The sequence below is a fragment of the Duganella alba genome (assembly GCF_009674495.1).
GTDB lineage: Bacteria > Pseudomonadota > Gammaproteobacteria > Burkholderiales > Burkholderiaceae_D > Rugamonas > Rugamonas alba.
In genome coordinates, this window is sequence record NZ_WKJN01000036.1 from 36558 (window position 1) to 57295 (window position 20738).

Below are 20738 nucleotides of genomic sequence, written 5' to 3' on the forward strand. Positions count from 1 at the left end.
CCTGACCCCGAAGTTGCGAAGTTGAAGGAATAAAATGACTCACGAATATCTCGACCTGCAAACGGTCCCCCACGTGCAGGGCGTTGTGCGCCTGCCTGGCTCGAAATCGATTTCCAACCGCATCCTGCTGCTGGCGGCGCTGTCGCAAGGGCAGGTGGCGATAGTCGATCTGCTGGCGTCGGACGACACCGCCGTTATGCTGGCGGCGCTGCGCTCGCTCGGCGTGCAGTGGACCGAGGAGAAAACCGCCACCGGCACCATCCACCACGTCACCGGCGTGGCCGGCGTGCTGCCGAATAAATCGGCCGATCTGTTCATGGGCAACGCCGGCACCGCGATCCGTCCGCTGACCGCCGCCCTGGCCGTCATCGGCGGCGACTACACGCTGCACGGCGTGCCGCGCATGCACGAGCGCCCGATCGGCGATCTGGTCGACGCGCTCAACGCCGCCGGCACCAATGTCGTATATACCGGCAATCCGGGCTTCCCGCCGCTGCACATCAAGCAGGGCAAGATCACCACCGAGCGCCTGTCGGTGCGCGGCGACGTGTCGAGCCAGTTCCTGACCGCGCTGCTGATGGTGGCGCCGCTGATGGCCAAAGAGCATGCGATCACCATCGACGTCGTCGGCGAACTGATCTCCAAGCCTTACATCGAGATCACGCTGAACCTGATCCGCCGCTTCGGCGTCAAGGTCGAGCAGAACGGCTGGGCGTCGTTCACCATCCAGCCCGGCCAGGTCTACCAGTCGCCGGGCACCATCCACGTCGAGGGCGACGCCTCGTCGGCGTCCTACTTCCTGGCGGCCGGCGCGATTGCCGGCGGTCCGGTGCGGGTCGAGGGCGTGGGCAAGGACAGCATTCAGGGCGACGTGCGCTTCGCCGCCGCGCTGGAACAGATGGGCGTGCAGATCACCATGGGCGACAACTGGATCGAGGCGCGCGCCAACGGCCCGCTGAAAGCCATCGACGCCGACTTCAACCACATTCCCGACGCCGCCATGACCATCGCCATCGCCGCGCTGTACGCCGACGGCACCAGCACGCTGCGCAACATCGCCAGCTGGCGCGTCAAGGAAACCGACCGCATCGCCGCCATGGCGACCGAGCTGCGCAAGGTCGGCGCCACGGTGGAGGAGGGGCCGGACTACATCAAGGTCACGCCGCCGGCCGCGCTCACGCCTGCTACCATTGATACCTACGATGACCACCGCATGGCGATGTGCTTCTCGCTGGCCTCGCTGGACGGCGCGCTGCGCAAGGGCGCGGCGGTGCGCATCAATGATCCGAAGTGCGTGAACAAGACCTTCCCTGACTACTTCACCGCCTTTGCCAAAATAGCACAATAACCGATATGCCAACTTCCCAGATTCCAGTCATCACCATCGACGGCCCGACCGCTTCCGGCAAGGGCACGGTCGCGCACCGCGTCGCCGACAAGCTCGGCTTCCATTACCTGGATTCGGGCGCGCTGTACCGCCTGACCGCGCTGTCGGCGCTGCGCCGCGGCACCGACCTGGCCGACGAGCACGCGCTGGCCAAGCTGGCCGAGCACCTGCATTGCAGTTTCCAGGGCGGCGACATCATTCTGTCGCATGAAAACGTCAGCGACGCGATCCGTGCGGAAGAGGTCGGCAACACCGCCTCCAAGATCGCCACCTTCCCGGCGGTGCGCCATGCGCTGGTGGGGCTGCAGCTGGGCTTCCGCAAGGCGCCGGGGCTGGTGGCGGACGGCCGCGACATGGGTTCGGTGATCTTCCCGCACGCCCCGCTGAAGGTGTTTTTGACCGCTTCCGTGGCGGCCCGTGCGGGGCGCCGATATAAGCAATTGATAGACAAGGGTTTTTCTGCTAATATGGAAGACCTACTGATGGATTTGCAGGCGCGGGACGACCGGGATACGAACCGGGCCATCGCGCCGCTGGTCCCCGCAGAGGGGGCGCATGTGCTCGATACCTCGGAAATGAATGCTGACGAAGCAGTCCGCCAGGTCTTGAAATGGTACGCCAGTATCACCAAGTAGCACCTTTTATCAACCTAACCCAGTTGAAGACGCATACCGCGAACCTTACTGGTAACCTGGAAGCAACAATGTCTAATATGGAAAGTTTTGCAGCCCTCTTCGAAGAATCCCTGTCGCGTCAAGACATGCGTTCGGGCGAAGTGATCTCGGCTGAAGTCGTTCGTCTGGATCACAACTTTGTGATCGTCAACGCCGGCCTGAAATCGGAAGCATTCATCCCTGTTGAAGAATTCAAAAATGACCAAGGCGAACTGGAAGTCAAAGTAGGCGACTTCGTTTCCGTGGCCATCGAATCGCTGGAAAATGGTTTCGGCGATACCATCCTGTCGCGCGACAAAGCCAAGCGTCTGGCTTCGTGGCTGGCACTGGAAAAAGCAATGGAATCGGGCGAGATCGTCGTCGGTACCGTGAACGGCAAAGTCAAGGGCGGTCTGACCGTTCTGACCAACGGCATCCGTGCCTTCCTGCCAGGTTCGCTGGTCGACACCCGTCCGGTCAAAGACACCACCCCGTTCGAAGGCAAAACCCTCGAATTCAAAGTCATCAAACTGGACCGCAAGCGTAACAACGTGGTTCTGTCGCGTCGCGCTGTCATCGAAGCTTCGATGGGCGAAGAGCGTCAGAAACTGATGGAAACGCTGAAAGAAGGCACCGTGGTGACCGGCGTTGTGAAAAACATCACCGACTACGGCGCGTTCGTGGACCTGGGCGGCATCGACGGCCTGCTGCACATCACCGACCTGGCATGGCGTCGTGTGCGTCACCCATCGGAAGTGCTGACCGTTGGTCAAGAGATCACCGCCAAAGTCCTGAAATACGATCAAGAGAAGAACCGTGTTTCGCTGGGCGTGAAGCAACTGGGCGACGATCCTTGGACCGGTCTGTCCCGTCGTTACCCACAAGGCACCCGTCTGTTCGGTAAAGTGACCAACCTGACCGACTACGGCGCGTTCGTTGAAGTGGAACAGGGCATCGAAGGCCTGGTTCACGTGTCCGAAATGGACTGGACCAACAAAAACGTCGCTCCAAACAAAGTTGTCCAGCTGGGCGACGAAGTAGAAGTGATGGTTCTGGAAATCGACGAAGAGCGTCGTCGTATTTCGCTGGGCATGAAACAGTGCAAAGCCAATCCATGGGACGACTTCGGCGTGACCCATAAGAAAGGTGACAAAGTCCGCGGCGCGATCAAATCGATCACCGACTTCGGCGTGTTCATCGGTCTGGCTGGCAACATCGACGGCCTGGTGCACCTGTCCGACCTGTCGTGGACCGAGTCCGGCGAAGAAGCCGTGCGCAAGTTCAAGAAAGGTGACGAACTGGAAGCCATCGTTCTGGCCATCGACGTTGAGCGCGAGCGCGTGTCCCTGGGCGTCAAGCAACTGGAAGGCGACCCATTCAACAACTTCGCCGCCATGAACGACAAAGGTTCGCTGGTCACCGGCACCGTGAAATCGGTTGAGCCTAAAGGCGCCGTGATCCAACTGTCGGAAGAAGTTGAAGGCTACCTGCGCGCTTCGGAAATCTCGCGTGACCGCGTGGAAGATGCTGGCACCCACCTGAAAGTCGGCGATTCCGTCGAAGCTCTGGTGATCAACATCGACCGTAAAGCACGTTCGATCCAGCTGTCGATCAAAGCGAAAGACTCGGCTGACACCGCTGAAGCGATGAAAAACATCGCTTCGGACAGCAGCGCCGCTTCGGGCACCACCAGCCTGGGCGCACTGCTGAAAGCTAAGCTGGACAACAAGAACTAAGAACTAGTCGATGACTAAGTCCGAGCTCATCAACCGCCTGGCTGAGCGTTATTCTCAGCTGGTGGCCAAGGATGCGGAATATGCCGTCAAGACCATTCTGGATGCGATGACCAACGCCTTGTCGACTGGTCAGCGCATCGAGATCCGCGGTTTTGGCAGCTTTGCCCTCAACAGCCGGCCGCCACGTATCGGACGTAATCCGAAGTCGGGCGACAAGGTGATGGTGCCCGAAAAACGGGTGCCTCACTTCAAGCCGGGCAAGCAATTGCGCGAGCGGGTTGACGCGATGGTTGGGCAACCGATCATCGAGGACTGAAGCATACGCTGGAAATAAAAAGCGGCATCCCTCGGGACGCCGCTTTTTTTTTATGGGCGCTAGTGCGATACTGGCGCTCTCGGAACTAACACCACAGGACACCGGCTGATGAAATTCATCTCCACCCTTATAGGCTTCGTTATATTCGTCTTGTTTTTCGGCTTCGCGCTGAAAAACTCGCAGGAAGTCGACCTGCATCTGTTCCTGCACTACGAGCTGCGCGGCCCGCTGGTGCTGATGCTGCTGGGCTTTTTCGTCGCTGGCGCCGTGCTGGGCGTGCTGGCGCTGACGCCCACCGTGTTCCGCCACCGCCGCGAAACGAACAAACACAAGACCACCATCCACACGCTGCAAACCTCGGCGCAGCAGGCCACGCGCCAGCCGCAGCCCGACAGCGTCACCCCCCAATAAAAAATAGACACACATGGAATTAGAACTCTGGTGGTTACTGGGCATCCCTATCCTGTTCGGCCTGGGATGGCTCGCCGCGCGCGTCGACATCCGTCAACTGCTGTCCGAATCGCGCACGCTGCCGCGCGGCTATTACAAGGGCCTGAATTTCCTGCTCAACGACCAGCAGGACAAGGCGGTCGACGCCTTCATTGAAATCCTCCAGCTGGACCCGGAATCGGCCGACATGCACTTCGCGCTCGGCAACCTGTTCCGCCGCCGCGGCGAGACCGAACGCGCCATCCGCGTGCACCAGAACCTGCTGGCGCGCCCGGACCTGCCGCAGGAGCAGAAGGAGCACGCGCAGTATGAACTGGGCATGGACTACCTGAAGGCCGGCCTGCTGGACCGCGCCGAGGAGACCTTCAACACCATGCTGCACGGCCAGTACGCGGTGCAGGCGCGCCGCGCGCTGCTGGAGATCTTCCAGCGCGAGAAGGAGTGGCCGCGCGCGATCGAGGCGGCCATCGGCCTGCAGGAATCGGGCGCCGGCTCGCGCCAGAAGCAGATCGCGCAGTTCTACTGCGAACTGGCGCAGGACGCGCTGGTGCACCTGCATCCGGAACAGGCGCTGGAGCTGCTGGACAAGTCGTTGCTGGCCGACCGCGTCAACGTGCGCGCCACCATGCTGACCGGCGATGCCCAGCTGGCGCTGGGCGATGTCGAAGGCGCGCTGATGACCTGGCGCCGCGTCGAGCAGATCAGCGTGCCGCACGTGGCGCTGGTGGCGCAGCGGCTGATGGACGGCTACCGCAAGGTGGGCCGGCCGCAGGAAGGCGTCAATCTGCTGAAATCGTATCTGGAGCAGGCCTCGTCGATCGATCTGATCGAGGTGGTCTACAAGGCGGTGCTGGAGCTGGACGGCATGGACGCCGCCAAGCAGCTGATCTCCAATGAGCTGCGCCGCACGCCGACCCTGCTGGGTCTCGACAAGCTGCTGGAAGCGCGTCTGATGGACGCGCCGCCGAACCTGGTGTCGGAGCTGTCGATGGTGAAGAACCTGGTGCACAGCTACACCCAGAAGCTGGCGCGCTACCAGTGCAGCCACTGCGGCTTCAAGGCGCGCCAGTTCTACTGGCAGTGCCCTGGTTGCAGCCGCTGGGAGACCTACCCGCCACGCCGCACCGAAGAACTCAATGTCATGAATTAAGGTTTTACACGCACCATGAAGATCACCATTATCGGCACCGGCTACGTTGGCCTGGTCACCGGCGCCTGCCTGGCGGAGCTGGGCAACGACGTTTTCTGCCTCGACGTCGACCAGAAGAAAATCGACCTGCTGAACAACGGCGGCATCCCGATCCACGAACCGGGCCTGGAAGAAGTGGTCGCGCGCAACCGCGCCGCCGGCCGCATTCAGTTCTCGACCGACGTTGCTGCCTCGGTGGCGCACGGCGAAGTGCAGTTCATCGCGGTCGGCACCCCGCCCGACGAAGACGGCTCGGCCGACCTGCAATACGTGCTGGCCGCCGCCCGCAACATCGGCAAGCACATGACCGGCTTCAAGGTCATCGTCGACAAATCCACCGTGCCGGTCGGCACCGGCGATCGCGTCAAGGCGGCGCTGCAGGAAGAACTGACCAAACGCGGCGCCGATGCCGGCTTCTCGGTGGTGTCGAATCCCGAATTCCTCAAAGAGGGGGCGGCGGTGGAAGACTTCATGCGCCCGGACCGCATCGTCATCGGCCATGACAGCACGGCCGAAGGCCAGCAGGCCGCGGCGCTGATGAAGAAGCTGTACGCGCCGTTCAACCGCAACCACGAACGCACCTTCTGGATGGACGTGCGCTCGGCCGAATTCACCAAGTACGCCGCCAACGCCATGCTGGCCACGCGCATCTCGTTCATGAACGAACTGGCCAACCTGGCCGACCGCGTCGGCGTCGACATCGAGGCGGTCCGCCACGGCATCGGCTCCGATCCGCGCATCGGCCACAGCTTCCTGTACGCCGGCGCCGGCTACGGTGGTTCGTGCTTCCCGAAAGACGTGCAGGCGCTGGAGCGCACGGCGCGCCAGTACGAACAGGATCTGCTGATCCTGCGCGCGGTGGAAGCGGTCAACGACAAGCAGAAGCTGGTGCTGGGCCGCAAAGTGGTGCAGCGCTTCGGCGCCGACCTGGCGGGCAAGCACTTCGCCATCTGGGGCCTGGCCTTCAAGCCGAACACCGACGACATGCGCGAAGCGCCGGCCCGCATGCTGGTGCGCCAGCTGCTGGACGCCGGCGCCACCGTGGCGGTGTACGATCCGGTCGCCATGGCCGAGGCGCAGCGCGTGCTGGCGCTGGACCTGAACGCCGAGGAACTGGCGCGCGTGCGTTTCGCCGCCAGCGCCATGGACACGCTGGACGGCGCCGAGGCGCTGGTCATCGTCACCGAATGGAAGGCGTTCCGCGCGCCGGACTTCGACAAGATCAAGGCGTCGCTCAAGCAGGCCGTGATCTTCGACGGCCGCAACCTGTTCGAGCCGGACGTGATGTCGCAGGCCGGCTTTGAATACCACGGCATCGGCCGTTCCATCCTGACCCGCAGCTAACGAGGTGACCGTGACGACGAATCTGGACAAAGTACGCATCCTGGTGGTCGGCGACGTCATGCTGGACCGTTACTGGTTCGGCGATGTCAGCCGCATTTCGCCGGAAGCGCCGGTGCCGGTGGTGCGCATCGAACGCCGCGAGGCGCGCCTGGGCGGCGCCGCCAACGTCGCGCGCAACGCCGCCGCCCTGGGCGCGCAGGCCGGCCTGCTGGGCATCGTCGGCAACGACGAGGCGGGCGACGAGGTGCAGCAGCTGCTCGAAGGCGACGGCATCCGCAGCTACCTGAAGCGCGACGAGGCGATTTCCACCATCATCAAGCTGCGCGTGATCGGCCGCCAGCAGCAGATGGTGCGCATCGACTTCGAGGAAGCGCCGACCGACACCGTGTTGCGCGACAAGCTGCTGCAGTTCAAGGCGCTGCTGGCCGACTACGATGTCATCGTGCTGTCCGACTACGCCAAGGGCAGCCTGGTGGCGGTGGCCGACATGATCGCGGCCGCGCGCGCGGCCGGCAAGGTGGTGATGGTCGATCCGAAAGGCGACGACTTCACCCGCTACACCGGCGCCACCATGCTGACGCCGAACAAATCGGAATTCAAGCACATCGTCGGCTCGTGGAGCAGCGAGGAGCAGCTGAGCGCCAAGGCGCAGGCGCTGCGCGCGCAGCTCAAGCTCGACGCGTTGCTGCTGACCCGTTCGGAAGAGGGCATGACCCTGTACACCGACGGCGCGCAGTTCCACATGCCGGCGCAGGCGCGCGAGGTGTTCGACGTTTCCGGCGCCGGCGATACCGTGATCGCCACCATGGCCTGCATGCTGGGCACCGGCGCCGGCTGGCAGGAGGCGGTGGAAACCGCCAACCGCGCCGGCGGCATCGTGGTCGGCAAGCTGGGCACGGCCACCGTCACGCGCGAGGAGCTGTTCCCTTCCTGAGCTGTTTTTGAGCTTCGAGGCCCCGCACCGGTACGAACCGTGCGGGGCTTTTTTATGTTTAATGTGATAATTATTTAATAACTACATGGGAAGGTGTGATGGCGCGTTTTCTGATGCTGATGCTGCTGGCGCTGGCCGGGCAGGCGCCGGCCACCACGCCGCAGGAGCGCACCATTGCCTCCGCCACCTCGCCGCATCTGGCCTATCGCGGCGGCACGCCGGTCACGGTGCAGTATGCGCGGCGCGAAGGCTACGCCAATCTGGGCGGCGAGAACGCGGCGCTGATCGCGCGGCTCAAGCAGCAGGTGCAGGACTGCGCCGGGAGCAACCCGGCGGCCAAACAGGTCACCGATTGGCCGGACCATATGTGGTTCACGCGGCATGAGGATTACGCGGCCGCCAACCGCCGCATCGAGTACGTGATGACGGCCACGTATGGGGTGGACATTCGTGACTGCACGCTGCTGCCGGGTCTTGTGTCGTCCGCGACCCTCGCGTCGGCCGGGCGCATCTGCAAGATCGACCTGCTGAAGAAAATCGCCACCGGCGATTGCGAGCGCGACGGCCACGCTAACGCGCCGCCAGGGCCGCGCATGACGACCAGCATGGACCAGTTGATCAAGCAGATGGAGCGCAATCCGGCGATGGCCGGCGTCGCCGCGCAGATGCGCGCGCAGCAGGTGCTGGCCGCGCAGCGCACCGGCGAGAAGCGGGTGGTCATGGGCGCCGGCTGCGATGTCTGGCGTCACAAGGTGCCGACGATCGCAACGCCGACCATGTTCTGCCTGTCCAACGGCGGCAGTTTTATTCCAGCCATCGCGATGGAGGTAGGCGGCATGGGCGGGCTGGTGCTGGAGGAAGACAATCCGAACGGCTGGCGGCTGCATGCGGTGGACGTCAAAATCGACACGCAGGTCGGCAACGCGGTGTTCGCGCCGTATGCGGGCGGCGGCTACACCTTCGAGAAATAAGCGGCTTGATCTGGCTCAGACGGACGGGTCAACGAGGACATGCAGGGGCCGTTATGGTGGACGCAAGGTGCGATGGTCGCCCTTGCCTAACCCATACGGAGACGCATATGTATAAGAAACTATTGTTGGCCGTTGCCACGCTGGTGGCAAGCATGACCTTTGCTTGGGCCCAGGTCGATGTCAACAAGGCCGACGAGGCCGCGCTGGACAGCATCCGCGGCCTCGGACCCGCCAAGACCAAGGCCATCCTGGAAGAACGCAAGAAAGGCGAGTTCAAGGACTGGACCGATCTGGAAACGCGCGTCAAGGGCATCGGCCCCAAGAACGCCGCCCGCCTGTCGGAAGCCGGCTTGCAGGTGAACGGCAAGTCCAAGGACGGCGCCCCCGCCAAGTCCGCCAAATAATCCGTTGCCTTCATATAACAGCCCTGCCGCGCGGGGCTGTTTTTGGATGGGCACAGACCGCCGCCGGGCTGGAAGCTTAACTCATCCATACCCCCGCACGTTTAACAATCTGATAAAAACAACATGCTTTTATCTAAATATTTTAAAAGTGATAATGTGTGAATATGTGTGAGCTATCTCACACTTATATTGACTCCTCTTTAACATTTTGAAGGGGAGTGAGATGAAAATCCGTACATTATTCCGCAAACAGCGCGGCCAGGGCATGACCGAGTACATCATCATCGTGGCCTTGATCGCGGTGGCGGCGATTGCTGTGACACAATTGTTCGGTGCGACCATCCGTAACCAGGTGGCAGGTATCGCTCAGGAGGTCTCTGGCAAGAGCGGCAAGGATTCGATTGACCAAGCTGGTACTGCCGCCACTGCTGCTGCTACTGCCGCCAAGGACAACAACAAAAATACCCTGTCGAGCTACGGCGACCAGGCGACCACCGGCAAGCAGTAAGACCGCCTATTGCCATGTCCCGTCCTTCCGCGCCATTCAAACCATATCAGCCCCCTGTCCGCCAACGCGGACAGGCGCTGGTGTATGGCTTGTTTATGCTGATTTTCGGACTGGCGTCGCTGTTCTTCATGTTTAACACCGGCCAGTTAACGGCTGAAAAAACCAAGCTGGTCAACACGGCGGATGCGGTGGCCTACAGTGCCGCTGTCATGCATGCCCGCGCGTTGAATTTTGACGCTTACACCAACCGCGCGCTGGTCGCCAATGAGATGACCATCGCGCAAATGGTGAGCCTGAAGTCGTGGCTCGACTATGCCAAAAACCACACCACCAGCATCACCCCGCTGTACTGCAATTCCTACACCAACGTGCCGGCCGCGCTGCTGCTGGACCATTACACGCCCTTGTGCATGGCGCTGGCCTACATTGGCCCGGCGGTATACGTCAACGCGGCCGACACCGTCGCCACGCCGATCATGCAGGGCACCGTGATCGCGTCGGAAGTGGCCAAGATCGCGCTGCAGGCGGCGCAGGTCACCATGTTCGCCACCTTTGTCCAGGCACGCAGTCAGGTCATGCAGGAAGTGGCGGACGCCAACTACGTCAACGACGGCACGGTCAAAGTCGACACCATTCCGCTCACCGACAACTATCTGCTGTTCGACGGCCAGCCGTTCATTTCGCCGTATACCGGCAACGACCGTAAACGCATGGCCGACCTCGAGACCAAGGCGGTGGGCAATGAAAAATTCCTCAGCGACCGTGGCTGGTCCGATTCGTCGCTGATCAAGTGTTCGCTGCTGACGCCTATCCCGAGCGGCAACGCCAGCCATACTTTCAGCACCCAGCTTAACGGCCTGGACTCGTGGGAGGCTACCGACCGCGCCCGCATCACCACCGAGCGCTGGAAAAAGGGCAGCGGCATTTTCAGTATTCCGAAATGTCGCAGCGACGTCAGCTACGGCCTGGGCAGCGGCGCCAAGGCGGCCCGCACCCATCCCTTCGGCAACGACTGGCAATACAGCGGCGTGCCGAGTTTTTTCGAACTGTCGTCGAAGGCGCTGGCCTACGGTCCGGGCAATAGCGATCCCGACAAGAAAGAAGCGCGGCTGCAATTCGCCATCCGCCTGACGCGCGCCAAGGCAGAGCAGCGCACCTCGGCCGGCACGTCTGACATCCGCCCCGCCGGCCGACTGGCCATTTTTAGCGGCGACCAGGCCAAGGACGTGATGGCCGCTGTCGCCACCTCCGAAGTGTTTTTTGATCGCATGGACGGCGTCAAGGAACTCGGTAGTTTGTTCAACCCCTATTGGCATGCGCACCTGGTCGGCAATAGCGCCGCCGTGACGGCTGCCGCCACTGCTTTACAGGAACCGTAGCAATGCGTTATCTCCGTCACCCCATCGCCCGCCTGTGCGGCGCCAGCCTGCTGCTGTTGGCCGCCTGCGCGGCCGGCGCCACCACCACGCAGGAAGAGCAATTATTCAAGAGCCCGTCGCCGCACCAGGCGCTCAGCGGCGGCGCCATGGTCAGGGTACACCGCGCCCGGCTGGACGGTTATTCCGATCTCGGCGGCGGCAACGCCGCCGCAGTCGCCGCGCTGAAACAGGAAGTGCAGGCGTGCGTCGCCAGCCACCGCGGCGGTCAGGTCAAGCCGCCGAGCGCCTGGCCGGATTACCGCAGCGCCACGCGCACCGACGAGTACGTGGCCGCCAACCGGCGCATCGTCTATACCAGCGGCGTTGGCTACGTGGTGCATCCCGGCGACTGCAGCCTGATCAGTGAAGTGGTGGCCAGCGCCACCCTCAGCTCGGACCAGGGCAGTTGCCAGATCGACCTCAACCACAAAACGGCCCGCGGCAATTGCGACCGTGGCGGCCATGCCGACGCGCCGCAGCCGCGTCCGCCAGGCCCTGGCAAGGACGAGGTGCTGCGCCAGATGGAACGCAACCCGGCGCTGGCGGCGATGGCGGCGCAGATGAAGCAGATGCGCCAGTACGACCTGGTGCGCACGGGCGAACAGCGCACCATCCAGGGCGCGCGCTGCGAGGTGTGGCGCCAGCCGGTGCCGGGCAGCAGCAACGTCGGTACGTTTTGCTACGCCACCGGCGGCGCGTTTGTGCCGTACGGCGTGCGTGATGGCCGACTGGGGGGGCTGTTGATCGATAGCGCCACCACCGGCGGCCTGCAGCTGAAGGCGGTGGAGGTCAAGCTGGACACGCAGGTCAGCAGCGCGGTGTTTACGCCGTATCTGGCGGCAGGCTTCACCCTCGAAAAGGAACAGCCATGACGCCGCGCGCGCGCCGTCAGCGCGGCCAGGCGCTGACCGAGTTTATCGTCGTTGCGCTGGCGCTGGTGCCGCTGTTCCTGCTCATGCCGATGATCGGCAAGTACCAGGACATGGCCCACGCCACCGAGATGGCCAGCCGCTATGTGGCCTTCGACGCCATCGCCAACAACGCCAACAGCGCCAGCGGCTTCAAGGATCCGGCGCAACTGGCAGCCGAGGTGCGGCGGCGCTTTTTCAGCAATGCCGATGCGTCCATCAAGACCGGCGACGAGGCGGGCGACTTCAACGCCAACCGTAACCTGATGTGGACCGATCCGCAGGGCGAGCCGTTGATCCGCAAGTTTGGCGACGTCACCGTCAGCTTCGGTCCCGGCAACGGCCCGAACAACGCCGACGGCATGCGCGGTGCCGCCGACCGCAAGCCGTTCAATGCGCTGCCGGTGTATGAGACCGCCGAAATGATGGGGCTGCAGAGCGGTATCTACCAGGCCAATGTGCACGTTACGCTCGGCAATGTCGATCAGCTGCTGGGCAACTATGCGTCCACCTACAAGGAATTGGGCCAGTTGAGCTTGTCGATGACGCGCAGCACCACGCTGCTGGTCAATCCGTGGACCGCCGCCGATGCCAACGCCATTCACCAGCGTCTGTCGCACACCTTGATTTTTCCCGGCCAGGTGTTGAATGACCCGAGCAAGGCCAAGCCGATCAAAGACGCCGTCGCGCTGGCCGTCGATGCGATGGAATGGCCGGATTGTTTCCCCGGCATCTGCAGCGGCAAGGGCCCCAAGCTCGGCGAACTGAGCTATTTTGATGAAGTCGTGCCAGTGGACCGCAGACCATGAGGCCGCCCATGACCTGGTCGCGTCGCCTGCTCGGACTGCTGACGCTGGCCGCCGGCGCCGCCGTCTGCCTGCTGGCGCTGGTCGCCGGCCTGGCGCGCGCCAGCGCTGCGGCGGACTGGCCCGGGGCGCCATTGCCGGATGATGCCGAATCGTTCCGCATCGGCCCGCGGATGACGGTGGACGGCACGCCGATGCAACTGCAGGGCTTCCAGTCGCCGCAGCGCCCGGAAGCCCTGGTCAGCTGGTTCCGCGCCCAGTTGCCGCCGCCGCTGCTGGAAAACACCGTCAACGGCAAGCTGGTGCTCGGCCATCCGCAGGGCAACTACTTCATCACCATCCAGCTGGCAGCGAGCGGCCAGGGGACGCGCGGGGTGGTGGCGGTCAGCGATTTGCGCGGCGCCATGATCCAGCGCGCGGCCGGCGATGCCGCAGCCGACAAGCTGCTGGCCGGCTTCCCTGCCGGCACGCAGGTGGTGGGGGCGATGAACGCGACGGAGCAGGCGCGCAGCGCTACCTTCGTCGCGCTGGTCAACCGCTACAGCGAAGAGGTCAACCGCGAACGGCTGGTCGAACTGCTGCAGGCGGACGGCTTGCGCCTGGAACGCGCGGCCCAGGCCGATCCGGCCAGTGAAGCGCAACTGCCGTCCGGCGTGACGGTCGGCAGCACGCTGTTTTTCCGCGGCGATGGCAAGGAGGCAACGGCGGTGATCACGCGCGGCGCCGACAACCAGGTGACCGTGGTGCTGAACACGGTCACCCATATGGAGCAATTCCAATGAAGCATCGTCCAGCCGGCTATAGCACGGTGGAATATATCGTGGTGTGCGCGGCGCTGGCGTTTGCGCTGTTCGTGCCGATCGCCGACAGCGCCTCCGGCGGCGCGCCCAAGACCACGGTCGAGGTGGTGCTCGACCTGCTGCAAAAAGGCTACCAGGATTTTAGCCACGCCATTTCCTTACCCATCTGAACTTTAACCACAAGCCGGTATCATGAACCTCGATAAACTCAAACAGCTGCGCCATGTCCGTCCCGGCAAGACCTGGATCATCCTCGGCATTGCGCTGGCCATAGGCGGACTGGCGGCGTTTGCCGCCAACTCCTTTCTCAGCAAACAAGTCGAAGCGATCGAGGCGCGCGGCAAGGGCAAGATGGTCAACGTGGTGGTGGCCAAGACCGACATCGCGCGTGGCGTCAAGCTCGACAATCACAACGTCGCCGTGCGCAGCGTGCCGAGCGAATATGCGCACTCGGTGGCGGTGACGCCGGACGACTTCGCCCGCATCGATGGCCAGCCGTTGGCGTATCCGGTGAAGGCCGGCGAAATGATCCTGTGGGGCCTGATGGAAACGCAGCGCGCGCCGACGTTTTCGGCGCGGGTGGAGAACGGCCGGCGCGCGATGACGGTGCCGGTGGACGAAATCAACTCGATCTCCGGCATGCTGGAGCCGGGCGACATGATCGACCTGATCGTCACTGTCACGCAAAACGAGAAAAAGCTGACCTTCCCGCTGCTGCAGAAAGTGCATGTGATGGCCACCGGCCAGCGCTCGGTCGACGATCCGGCCGGCGGTCCGCGCAAGAACTATTCCACCGTCACCATCGACACCACGCCGGCGCAGGCGCAGAACCTGATCGTCGCGCGCGACGTCGGCAAGCTGACCGCCTTGCTGCGCAATCCGCAGGACGAGGAGGCGATCGGCGCCGAGGCCAACGACCTGGCTTCGCTGATGGGCTTCAAGGCCCGCCTGAAAGCGGCCGGCGGCGCCGGCGCTGGGCCGGCCGTACCGCGCGCCGTGCCCGTCATCTACGGCAACGGCAAGGTGCCGCCGGAAGCGTTGCACCTGCGCCGCGTGGCCGGCGCCAAGGGCGCGGCGCCAGTGGAAGCCGCGCCAACGCCAGCCGCGCCGGCCGCCGACGCCGCTGCGGCCGATGAGCAAGCGCCAAGTCTCGGCATGCGCTGAACGCCATTCCACCACCATACAAGAACAAGATCATCATGAACGCACGCACAACCCGTTTGCCACACTACGCCCGCCTGCCCTCGTTTTATTTGTTGACCCTGCTTTATGCGGCCTCCGCCATGGCGCAGACAGCTGCTGTGCCGGCAGCGCCGGCGGCCCAGCGCGCGCCGGCCCCCGCGCCCGCTGCCCCGGAGCGCACTGGCGTGACCGAGGTCGGCAAAAACAAGATCAAGCGCACCGCGCCCAAGACCGTCGAACCGTACGCGCCGATCGATCCGCAGGGGGACGCCGTGCCGGTGCCCGAGATCGAGCTGTTTCTCGGCGAGTCGCGGGTCTATCCGACGCCGGGCGTGGCCCGCATCGCCATCGGCAACGGCGGCGTCATCGCCGCCACCGCGCTGGATGACCGCGAGGTGCTGGTGTCGGGCAACGGCATTGGCACCTCGTCGTTGTTCGTCTGGAACGAGGATGGACGCTATCAGCGCATCCGCGTCACCGTGGTGCCGGGCGACACCGCGCGCATCTCGCGCGAGGTGGCCGCCTTCCTGACCCGCATCCCCAAGGCCACCGCTTCGGTGGTGGGCGACAAGGTGATCGTCGAAGGCGACGATCTGTCCGATGCCGACCGCGAAAAAGTTGCCGAGATGGCCAAGCGCTATCCGCAAATCGTCAACTTCACCAGCCCGATCGGCTGGGAGCAGACCGTGCTGATGGACGTCAAGGTGGTCGAGTTCCCGAAGACCGAGCTGCGTGAGCTGGGCCTGAAATGGAACCCGACCGGCGGTGGCGCCATCGGCGCCATCTGGATGCCGTCCAGCCGGGGCGACGTCGGCGGCAACAGCGGACGCGTCATCACCATCACCTCGCCCACCAACCAGCAGCCGCCGATCACGTCGATTGGCCAGACCGGCTATGGCGTCAGCCTGCCGTCCAATCTGACCATCATGAGCGCGGTGAACCTGGGGCTGAACGCGCAGCTGACGGCGCTGGAGCAGAACGGCACCGCCAGCATCCTGGCCGAGCCGCAGCTGTCGACCCGCAGCGGCTACCGCGCCAGCTTCCTGGCCGGCGGCGAATTCCCGTACTCGGTGTCGAACGCCAATGGCACCACGGTGATCTTCAAGCCCTACGGCATCAAGCTCGATATCGAGCCGCGCGTGGGCCGCAACGGCGTGATTCGCGCACAGATCGACTCCGAGGTCAGCTCGATCGACGGCACGGTGAGCGCGGTCGGCGGTCCGGCGCTGCTGACGCGCCGCACCAAGACCGAATTTAACGTCCAGGCCGGCCAGACCATCGTGCTGTCCGGACTGCTGCAACGAACCCAGAGCAAGGACATCGATCAGGTGCCCTTGCTGGGCGATATCCCGGTGTTGGGCGCATTGTTCCGTTCCAAGCGCTTCCAGAACAAGGAAACCGAGCTGGTGGTGTTTGTCACGCCGACCATCGTCGACAGCCGCACGCCGGGCCTGGTCGATCGCATCGAAAAAACCGGCCAGCGGCTCGGGACGACGCTGGACCGCTCGCCCTATCTGAGTGATCCGCTGCAACCGGGCAGAGACGCCACCCAGCTGCCGCCAGCGCCCGCGGCGCCGGCCAGCCAGGAGCCGCGGCCATGATCGAACTGGAAATTATGCACGCCGACGGCGACACCAAGGTGCTGAATATCCCCGATGAGGCGGTGCTGGGCAAGAGTGCGCTGAACGAGGTGAGGCTCGACAGCTGGCGCGTGGGCAAGGAGCACGCGCGCATGTACCGCACGCCGGGTGGCGTGCTGCTGCAGGATCTGGGCAGCTACAGCGGCATGTCGGTCAATGGCGAGCGGGTTGAGTCGCAGTACGGGCCGCTGGCGCCGAGCGACGTGATCGCCATCGGCCCGTTCAAGTTGCGCGTACTGAACAGCTTCCCGGAGCCGGCGCTGGTGCAGGCCGCCTCGCCGCAATCGCGGTCGTCGTCGGCGCCGCAGCGCAACCGCATGGCGACCGAGGAACTGCAGGCGTCGCGCTTGATGGCGGAGCAGGCGCAGCAGGCCGTCATGGCGGCAGCCGAGGCGCGCCAAGGAGGGGGGCAAGCGCGCGGCAGCGTGGCGGCGGCGAGCGATTTTTCGGTGGTCGTCACGGTCGATCCACGCCGCAAGGAACTGGAGTTCGAATGGCGCAAGCGCATGCACGCCAAACTGCTCGATACCATGGACCTGCGCCGCCACGACGTCTCCAGCATGAGCGACGTGCAACTGCGCAGTGAAACGAGCCGTGTCATCCGCGATATCCTGAAGGAAATGGAGGCCGACATTCCGCGCGAGCTGGACCGCGAACTGCTGTGCAAGCAGGTGCTGGACGAAGCGGTCGGGCTGGGCCCGCTGGAGGAACTGCTGGCCGACGAGGCGATCAGCGAGATCATGGTCAACCGCTACGATGAAATCTACGTCGAGCGCAGCGGTCGCCTGCAGCGCCATGCGCTGACCTTCACCGGCGACCGGGCGGTGCTGGGCGTGATCGAGCGGATTGTCGCGCCGCTGGGACGGCGCATCGACGAATCGTCGCCGATGGTCGATGCGCGCCTGAAGGACGGCTCGCGGGTCAACGCCATCATCCCGCCGCTGGCGCTGAAGGGGCCGGCGCTGACGATCCGCAAATTCGCCACCCGCAAGCTGACCGCGCAGGACCTGGTGGAGTTCAACGCCATCAGCCCGGCGATGGCGACCTTCCTGCAGATCTGCGTCGAGTCGCGCAAGAACATCATCGTCTCCGGCGGCACCGGCTCGGGCAAGACCACGCTGCTCAACATTCTGTCGAACTTCATCCCGATGGGCGAGCGCATCATCACGGTGGAGGATGCGGCCGAACTCAAGCTGCACCACGAACACCTGATCAGCCTGGAGTCGCGGCCCTCCAACGTCGAGGGCAAGGGCGCGGTGCCGATCCGCGACCTGGTCAAGAACACGCTGCGCATGCGGCCCGACCGCATCGTCGTCGGCGAGTGCCGCGGCGCCGAGGCGCTCGACATGCTGCAGGCGATGAACACCGGCCACGAAGGCTCGCTGACCACGCTGCACGCCAATACCCCGCGCGACGGCCTGGCGCGGCTCGAAACCATGGTGCTGATGGCCGGCATGGACCTGCCGCTGGCGGCCATCCGCGAACAGATCACCTCGGCGGTCAACCTGGTGGTGCAGCAGACCCGCTTTGCCTGCGGCTCGCGCAAGGTCACCAGCATCACCGAGCTGACCGGCATGGAGAGCGGCAAGATCCAGATCCAGGAAATCTTCAAGTTCGTCAGTCAAGGCTATGGCCAGGCCGACGCGCAAGGCTTGAAAAAGGTGCAGGGCTATTTCACCGGCTGCGACATGGTGCCCAACTTCTATGAGGAACTGCGCGCCACCGGCGCCGAGCTGGAGATGGATATCTTCAAGCTGGTGCAGCCGGCCGGGTATGCGCAGGAAGAGCGCCGCAACTGGCGCACGCGCAGCAGCACCGACAGGCGGGCGCCATGAACGGCCAGCATGCGGTGATCCTGATCAGCGTCGTGATGGCGCTGGCGGCAGCCTTGCTGGCGTGGTTTGTCATCGACGTCGGCAGTGGTACGCTGAAGCGCTATCGCGCCAGCTTCACCGAGCGCGCCGGCTTCCAGGTGCGCGAGTTCTTCCTGTTCATCGATCCGCGCCAGCTGTTCGCGGTGAACATGGCGGGCATGGTGATGGGCGCGCTGGTGATCGGCGTCGCCGCCCACAGCGTGATCCTCGGCGTGGTCACCCTGGCCGGACTGGGTTTTGCCCCGCGCATCGTGTACCGCACCATGCGCCAGCGGCGCATGGTGCGCTTTGAATCGCAGCTGCCGGATGCGCTGATGATGCTGGCCGGCGGCATGCGCGCCGGCGCCGGTTTCGGTTCGGCGCTGGCGCAACTGGTGGCCGAGGCGCCGGCGCCGCTGGGGCAGGAGTTCTCACTGATGCTGCGTGAGCAACGCATCGGTGTGACGCTGGAGCAGAGCCTGAGCAACCTGGCGCACCGGGTGCCGACCCAGACCACCACCCTGGTGGTGTCGGCGATGCGCATCGCCGCCGAGACCGGCGGCGGCCTGGCCGAGACGCTGGAGCGCACCGCCGGCACCATCCGCAGCCGACTGCAGATGGAAGGCAAGATCAAGGCGCTGACGGCGCAGGGCAAGCTGCAGGCCTGGGTGGTCGGCCTGCTGCCGATCCTGCTGGGCATGGTGTTGAGCAAGATGGAGCCGGCCGCCATGGACTTGTTGTGGAGCACCCGCATGGGCTGGGCCACGCTGGTGGCCGTGGCCATCTTGGAGATGATGGGCGTGTATGTGATCCGCAAGATCATCGCCATCGACGTCTGACGGAGAAAGTAATGGGAAACCTGTTATTGCAACACCGCGCGGCGGTGATCGTGGTGGTGGCGCTGCTGTGCGGGGTGTCCGCCACGCTGCTGGCCTGGCTGTGCAGCCGGGCGCTGTCGGCGGTGCCGCAAGAAGACCGCATTTACAAGGACGATCCGCCATTGGGATTCCGCCTGGCCTGGTGGCCGATCCGCTGGGTCAGCTACTTCATCGAACCATGGATTTCGGTGCGCCAGCATGCGGCCTTGCTGGCCACCTTGCGCCAGGCCGGGCTGGACTACACGCTCAGCCCGGCGCAACTGGTGGCGGCCAAGCTGATCGCCGGTCTGACCGTGATGCTGTTGTGCTGGTGGGGCCTGGGCAGCTTCGACACGGCGCTGCCTGGCGAGCGCGGCTTCTCGCTGGCCGTGTACCTGGAACTCGGCTTGGCCGGTGCCTTGCTGGGATTTTTCTATCCACGTATCTGGCTGCGCGACTTGCTGAAGACGCGTCGCAGCGAGCTGCTGAAGACGCTGCCGTTCTATCTGGACATCATCACCTTGTGCGTCGAAGCCGGCCTGAACCTGCAGGGCGCGCTGAACCAGGCGGTGGCCAAGGGGCCGAAGGGCGTGCTGCGCAGCGAGATCCAGCGCGTGCTGCGCGATATCCGTGCCGGCAAGGCGCGCGCCGACGCGCTGCGCGGCATGGCCGAACGCCTCAACGAACCGAACGTGACGCACTTCGTGACCGCCGTGATCCAGGCCGAACGCATGGGCATGAACCTGGGGCCGGTGCTGCGCGCGCAGGCCGACCAGCGCCGTTCCGAGCGCTTTCTGCGTGCCGAGAAACTGGCGATGGAAGCGCCGGTAAAAATGCTGTTCCCGCTGATCGCCTTTATTTTTCCTTGTACCTTCATCGTCCTGTTCTTCCCGATCGCGATGAAGTTCATGCATCCGGGAACCTGACGCCATGCCGACCCTGACCCCCGACCGCCACGCCGGCGAGCCCGCGCTGCTGCTCACCGCCAGCGGCGCCCACCCCCTGCGGTTGCGGCGCGCCGCCAGCTTTGTCGGCCGTTTCTGCGGACTGATGCTGCGCGCGCCGCTGGCGCCGGATGCCGGCCTGCTGCTGACCGGCTGCCCCAGCGTGCATACCGCCTTCATGCGCTGCGCCATCGATGTGGTGTATCTGGACGCGCACGGCACGGTGCTCAAATGCGTGCCGCATCTGCGACCGTGGTGGGGCAGCATCAGCAACGTTGGCCGCGACGCCGCCGGCCGCCGTCACCAGCGCGCCGCGCACACGCTGGAACTGGCGGAGGGCAGCATCGACCGGCTAGGGATTGTCGCCGGCAGCCGGCTGCGGCATCCGATCTGGCTGGCGCCGGCGGCGCCGCGCGGCGCCGCCGGCGTGCGGCCGAC

At 64.5% G+C, this 20738-nt stretch carries 22 protein-coding genes; all 22 read left to right on the forward strand.

All coding sequences use genetic code 11. The features are described from left to right. Positions 1 to 34 precede the first annotated feature (34 nt). Positions 35 to 1348 (forward strand): 3-phosphoshikimate 1-carboxyvinyltransferase, encoded by a 1314-nt coding sequence (gene aroA / locus GJ695_RS25455; protein WP_154369762.1) that lies wholly within the window; start codon positions 35 to 37, stop codon positions 1346 to 1348. A 5-nt stretch (positions 1349 to 1353) separates the two neighbouring features. Beyond that, entirely contained in the window at positions 1354 to 2022 is a 669-nt protein-coding gene (gene cmk / locus GJ695_RS25460; RefSeq protein WP_154369764.1) for a (d)CMP kinase, read from the forward strand. Beyond that, positions 1998 to 3776, forward strand: a complete 1779-nt coding sequence (gene rpsA, locus GJ695_RS25465) for a 30S ribosomal protein S1 (protein ID WP_267874283.1) — start codon at positions 1998 to 2000, stop codon at positions 3774 to 3776. The genes cmk and rpsA overlap by 25 nt, the downstream gene beginning before the upstream one ends. A gap of 10 nt (positions 3777 to 3786) precedes the next feature. Continuing rightward, positions 3787 to 4092 (forward strand): integration host factor subunit beta, encoded by a 306-nt coding sequence (locus GJ695_RS25470; protein ID WP_072787195.1) that lies wholly within the window; start codon positions 3787 to 3789, stop codon positions 4090 to 4092. Between the two features lie 108 nt (positions 4093 to 4200). Continuing rightward, positions 4201 to 4503 (forward strand): LapA family protein, encoded by a 303-nt coding sequence (locus GJ695_RS25475; RefSeq protein WP_154360456.1) that lies wholly within the window; start codon positions 4201 to 4203, stop codon positions 4501 to 4503. A gap of 13 nt (positions 4504 to 4516) precedes the next feature. After that, the gene (lapB, locus tag GJ695_RS25480; protein ID WP_154369768.1) at positions 4517 to 5692 is read left to right on the forward strand and encodes a lipopolysaccharide assembly protein LapB; all 1176 of its coding nucleotides are present in this window, start codon (positions 4517 to 4519) and stop codon (positions 5690 to 5692) included. Between the two features lie 15 nt (positions 5693 to 5707). Further along, on the forward strand, positions 5708 to 7075 hold the full coding sequence (locus tag GJ695_RS25485; protein ID WP_154369770.1) for a UDP-glucose dehydrogenase family protein: 1368 nt from the start codon (positions 5708 to 5710) through the stop codon (positions 7073 to 7075). Positions 7076 to 7085: 10 nt separating this feature from the next. Then, positions 7086 to 8009, forward strand: coding sequence for a D-glycero-beta-D-manno-heptose-7-phosphate kinase (rfaE1, locus tag GJ695_RS25490; protein WP_371866603.1), 924 nt, complete (start codon positions 7086 to 7088; stop codon positions 8007 to 8009). A 98-nt stretch (positions 8010 to 8107) separates the two neighbouring features. Continuing rightward, positions 8108 to 8980, forward strand: a complete 873-nt coding sequence (locus GJ695_RS25495; protein WP_154369772.1) for a hypothetical protein — start codon at positions 8108 to 8110, stop codon at positions 8978 to 8980. A 107-nt stretch (positions 8981 to 9087) separates the two neighbouring features. Further along, positions 9088 to 9384 carry a ComEA family DNA-binding protein gene (locus GJ695_RS25500; protein ID WP_154369774.1) on the forward strand — a complete coding sequence of 99 codons (297 nt, stop codon included), beginning with the start codon at positions 9088 to 9090 and terminating at the stop codon, positions 9382 to 9384. A gap of 223 nt (positions 9385 to 9607) precedes the next feature. After that, complete coding sequence (locus tag GJ695_RS25505) at positions 9608 to 9892, forward strand: pilus assembly protein (RefSeq protein ID WP_154369775.1); 285 nt, start codon at positions 9608 to 9610, stop codon at positions 9890 to 9892. Between the two features lie 95 nt (positions 9893 to 9987). Then, positions 9988 to 11271 carry a hypothetical protein gene (locus GJ695_RS25510; RefSeq protein ID WP_166455334.1) on the forward strand — a complete coding sequence of 428 codons (1284 nt, stop codon included), beginning with the start codon at positions 9988 to 9990 and terminating at the stop codon, positions 11269 to 11271. Positions 11272 to 11273: 2 nt separating this feature from the next. Then, the gene (locus tag GJ695_RS25515; RefSeq protein WP_154369779.1) at positions 11274 to 12182 is read left to right on the forward strand and encodes a hypothetical protein; all 909 of its coding nucleotides are present in this window, start codon (positions 11274 to 11276) and stop codon (positions 12180 to 12182) included. Continuing rightward, the gene (locus GJ695_RS25520; protein WP_154369781.1) at positions 12179 to 13027 is read left to right on the forward strand and encodes a hypothetical protein; all 849 of its coding nucleotides are present in this window, start codon (positions 12179 to 12181) and stop codon (positions 13025 to 13027) included. The genes GJ695_RS25515 and GJ695_RS25520 overlap by 4 nt, the downstream gene beginning before the upstream one ends. Positions 13028 to 13035: 8 nt before the next feature. Beyond that, the gene (locus tag GJ695_RS25525) at positions 13036 to 13806 is read left to right on the forward strand and encodes a hypothetical protein (RefSeq protein ID WP_154369783.1); all 771 of its coding nucleotides are present in this window, start codon (positions 13036 to 13038) and stop codon (positions 13804 to 13806) included. Next, on the forward strand, positions 13803 to 13994 hold the full coding sequence (locus GJ695_RS25530) for a hypothetical protein (RefSeq protein ID WP_154369785.1): 192 nt from the start codon (positions 13803 to 13805) through the stop codon (positions 13992 to 13994). The genes GJ695_RS25525 and GJ695_RS25530 overlap by 4 nt, the downstream gene beginning before the upstream one ends. A 22-nt stretch (positions 13995 to 14016) precedes the next feature. Continuing rightward, the gene (gene cpaB / locus GJ695_RS25535) at positions 14017 to 14988 is read left to right on the forward strand and encodes a Flp pilus assembly protein CpaB (protein ID WP_154369787.1); all 972 of its coding nucleotides are present in this window, start codon (positions 14017 to 14019) and stop codon (positions 14986 to 14988) included. Positions 14989 to 15023: 35 nt separating this feature from the next. Continuing rightward, positions 15024 to 16607 (forward strand): type II and III secretion system protein family protein, encoded by a 1584-nt coding sequence (locus GJ695_RS25540; RefSeq protein ID WP_154369789.1) that lies wholly within the window; start codon positions 15024 to 15026, stop codon positions 16605 to 16607. Continuing rightward, the gene (locus GJ695_RS25545) at positions 16604 to 18481 is read left to right on the forward strand and encodes a TadA family conjugal transfer-associated ATPase (protein WP_154369791.1); all 1878 of its coding nucleotides are present in this window, start codon (positions 16604 to 16606) and stop codon (positions 18479 to 18481) included. Before GJ695_RS25540 ends, GJ695_RS25545 begins: the two co-directional genes overlap by 4 nt. Beyond that, complete coding sequence (locus GJ695_RS25550) at positions 18478 to 19338, forward strand: type II secretion system F family protein (RefSeq protein ID WP_154369793.1); 861 nt, start codon at positions 18478 to 18480, stop codon at positions 19336 to 19338. The genes GJ695_RS25545 and GJ695_RS25550 overlap by 4 nt, the downstream gene beginning before the upstream one ends. Before the next feature lie 11 nt (positions 19339 to 19349). Then, positions 19350 to 20282, forward strand: a complete 933-nt coding sequence (locus GJ695_RS25555) for a type II secretion system F family protein (protein WP_154369794.1) — start codon at positions 19350 to 19352, stop codon at positions 20280 to 20282. Between the two features lie 4 nt (positions 20283 to 20286). Beyond that, the coding region (locus GJ695_RS25560; RefSeq protein ID WP_166455408.1) for a DUF192 domain-containing protein at positions 20287 to 20738 on the forward strand (452 nt) is incomplete at its 3' end.

Bases quoted from the DNA above. Each gene is read 5' to 3' on its own strand.
- GJ695_RS25550 (WP_154369793.1), top strand. From the start codon at position 18,478: ATGAACGGCCAGCATGCGGTGATCCTGATCAGCGTCGTGATGGCGCTG.
- GJ695_RS25545 (WP_154369791.1), top strand. From the start codon at position 16,604: ATGATCGAACTGGAAATTATGCACGCCGACGGCGACACCAAGGTGCTG.
- GJ695_RS25555 (WP_154369794.1), top strand. From the start codon at position 19,350: ATGGGAAACCTGTTATTGCAACACCGCGCGGCGGTGATCGTGGTGGTG.
- aroA (WP_154369762.1), top strand. From the start codon at position 35: ATGACTCACGAATATCTCGACCTGCAAACGGTCCCCCACGTGCAGGGC.
- GJ695_RS25525 (WP_154369783.1), top strand. From the start codon at position 13,036: ATGACCTGGTCGCGTCGCCTGCTCGGACTGCTGACGCTGGCCGCCGGC.
- GJ695_RS25500 (WP_154369774.1), top strand. From the start codon at position 9,088: ATGTATAAGAAACTATTGTTGGCCGTTGCCACGCTGGTGGCAAGCATG.
- GJ695_RS25495 (WP_154369772.1), top strand. From the start codon at position 8,108: ATGGCGCGTTTTCTGATGCTGATGCTGCTGGCGCTGGCCGGGCAGGCG.
- GJ695_RS25530 (WP_154369785.1), top strand. From the start codon at position 13,803: ATGAAGCATCGTCCAGCCGGCTATAGCACGGTGGAATATATCGTGGTG.
- GJ695_RS25510 (WP_166455334.1), top strand. From the start codon at position 9,988: ATGCTGATTTTCGGACTGGCGTCGCTGTTCTTCATGTTTAACACCGGC.
- GJ695_RS25470 (WP_072787195.1), top strand. From the start codon at position 3,787: ATGACTAAGTCCGAGCTCATCAACCGCCTGGCTGAGCGTTATTCTCAG.
- GJ695_RS25475 (WP_154360456.1), top strand. From the start codon at position 4,201: ATGAAATTCATCTCCACCCTTATAGGCTTCGTTATATTCGTCTTGTTT.
- GJ695_RS25520 (WP_154369781.1), top strand. From the start codon at position 12,179: ATGACGCCGCGCGCGCGCCGTCAGCGCGGCCAGGCGCTGACCGAGTTT.
- GJ695_RS25515 (WP_154369779.1), top strand. From the start codon at position 11,274: ATGCGTTATCTCCGTCACCCCATCGCCCGCCTGTGCGGCGCCAGCCTG.
- cmk (WP_154369764.1), top strand. From the start codon at position 1,354: ATGCCAACTTCCCAGATTCCAGTCATCACCATCGACGGCCCGACCGCT.
- GJ695_RS25540 (WP_154369789.1), top strand. From the start codon at position 15,024: ATGAACGCACGCACAACCCGTTTGCCACACTACGCCCGCCTGCCCTCG.
- lapB (WP_154369768.1), top strand. From the start codon at position 4,517: ATGGAATTAGAACTCTGGTGGTTACTGGGCATCCCTATCCTGTTCGGC.
- GJ695_RS25485 (WP_154369770.1), top strand. From the start codon at position 5,708: ATGAAGATCACCATTATCGGCACCGGCTACGTTGGCCTGGTCACCGGC.
- GJ695_RS25505 (WP_154369775.1), top strand. From the start codon at position 9,608: ATGAAAATCCGTACATTATTCCGCAAACAGCGCGGCCAGGGCATGACC.
- rpsA (WP_267874283.1), top strand. From the start codon at position 1,998: ATGGTACGCCAGTATCACCAAGTAGCACCTTTTATCAACCTAACCCAG.
- cpaB (WP_154369787.1), top strand. From the start codon at position 14,017: ATGAACCTCGATAAACTCAAACAGCTGCGCCATGTCCGTCCCGGCAAG.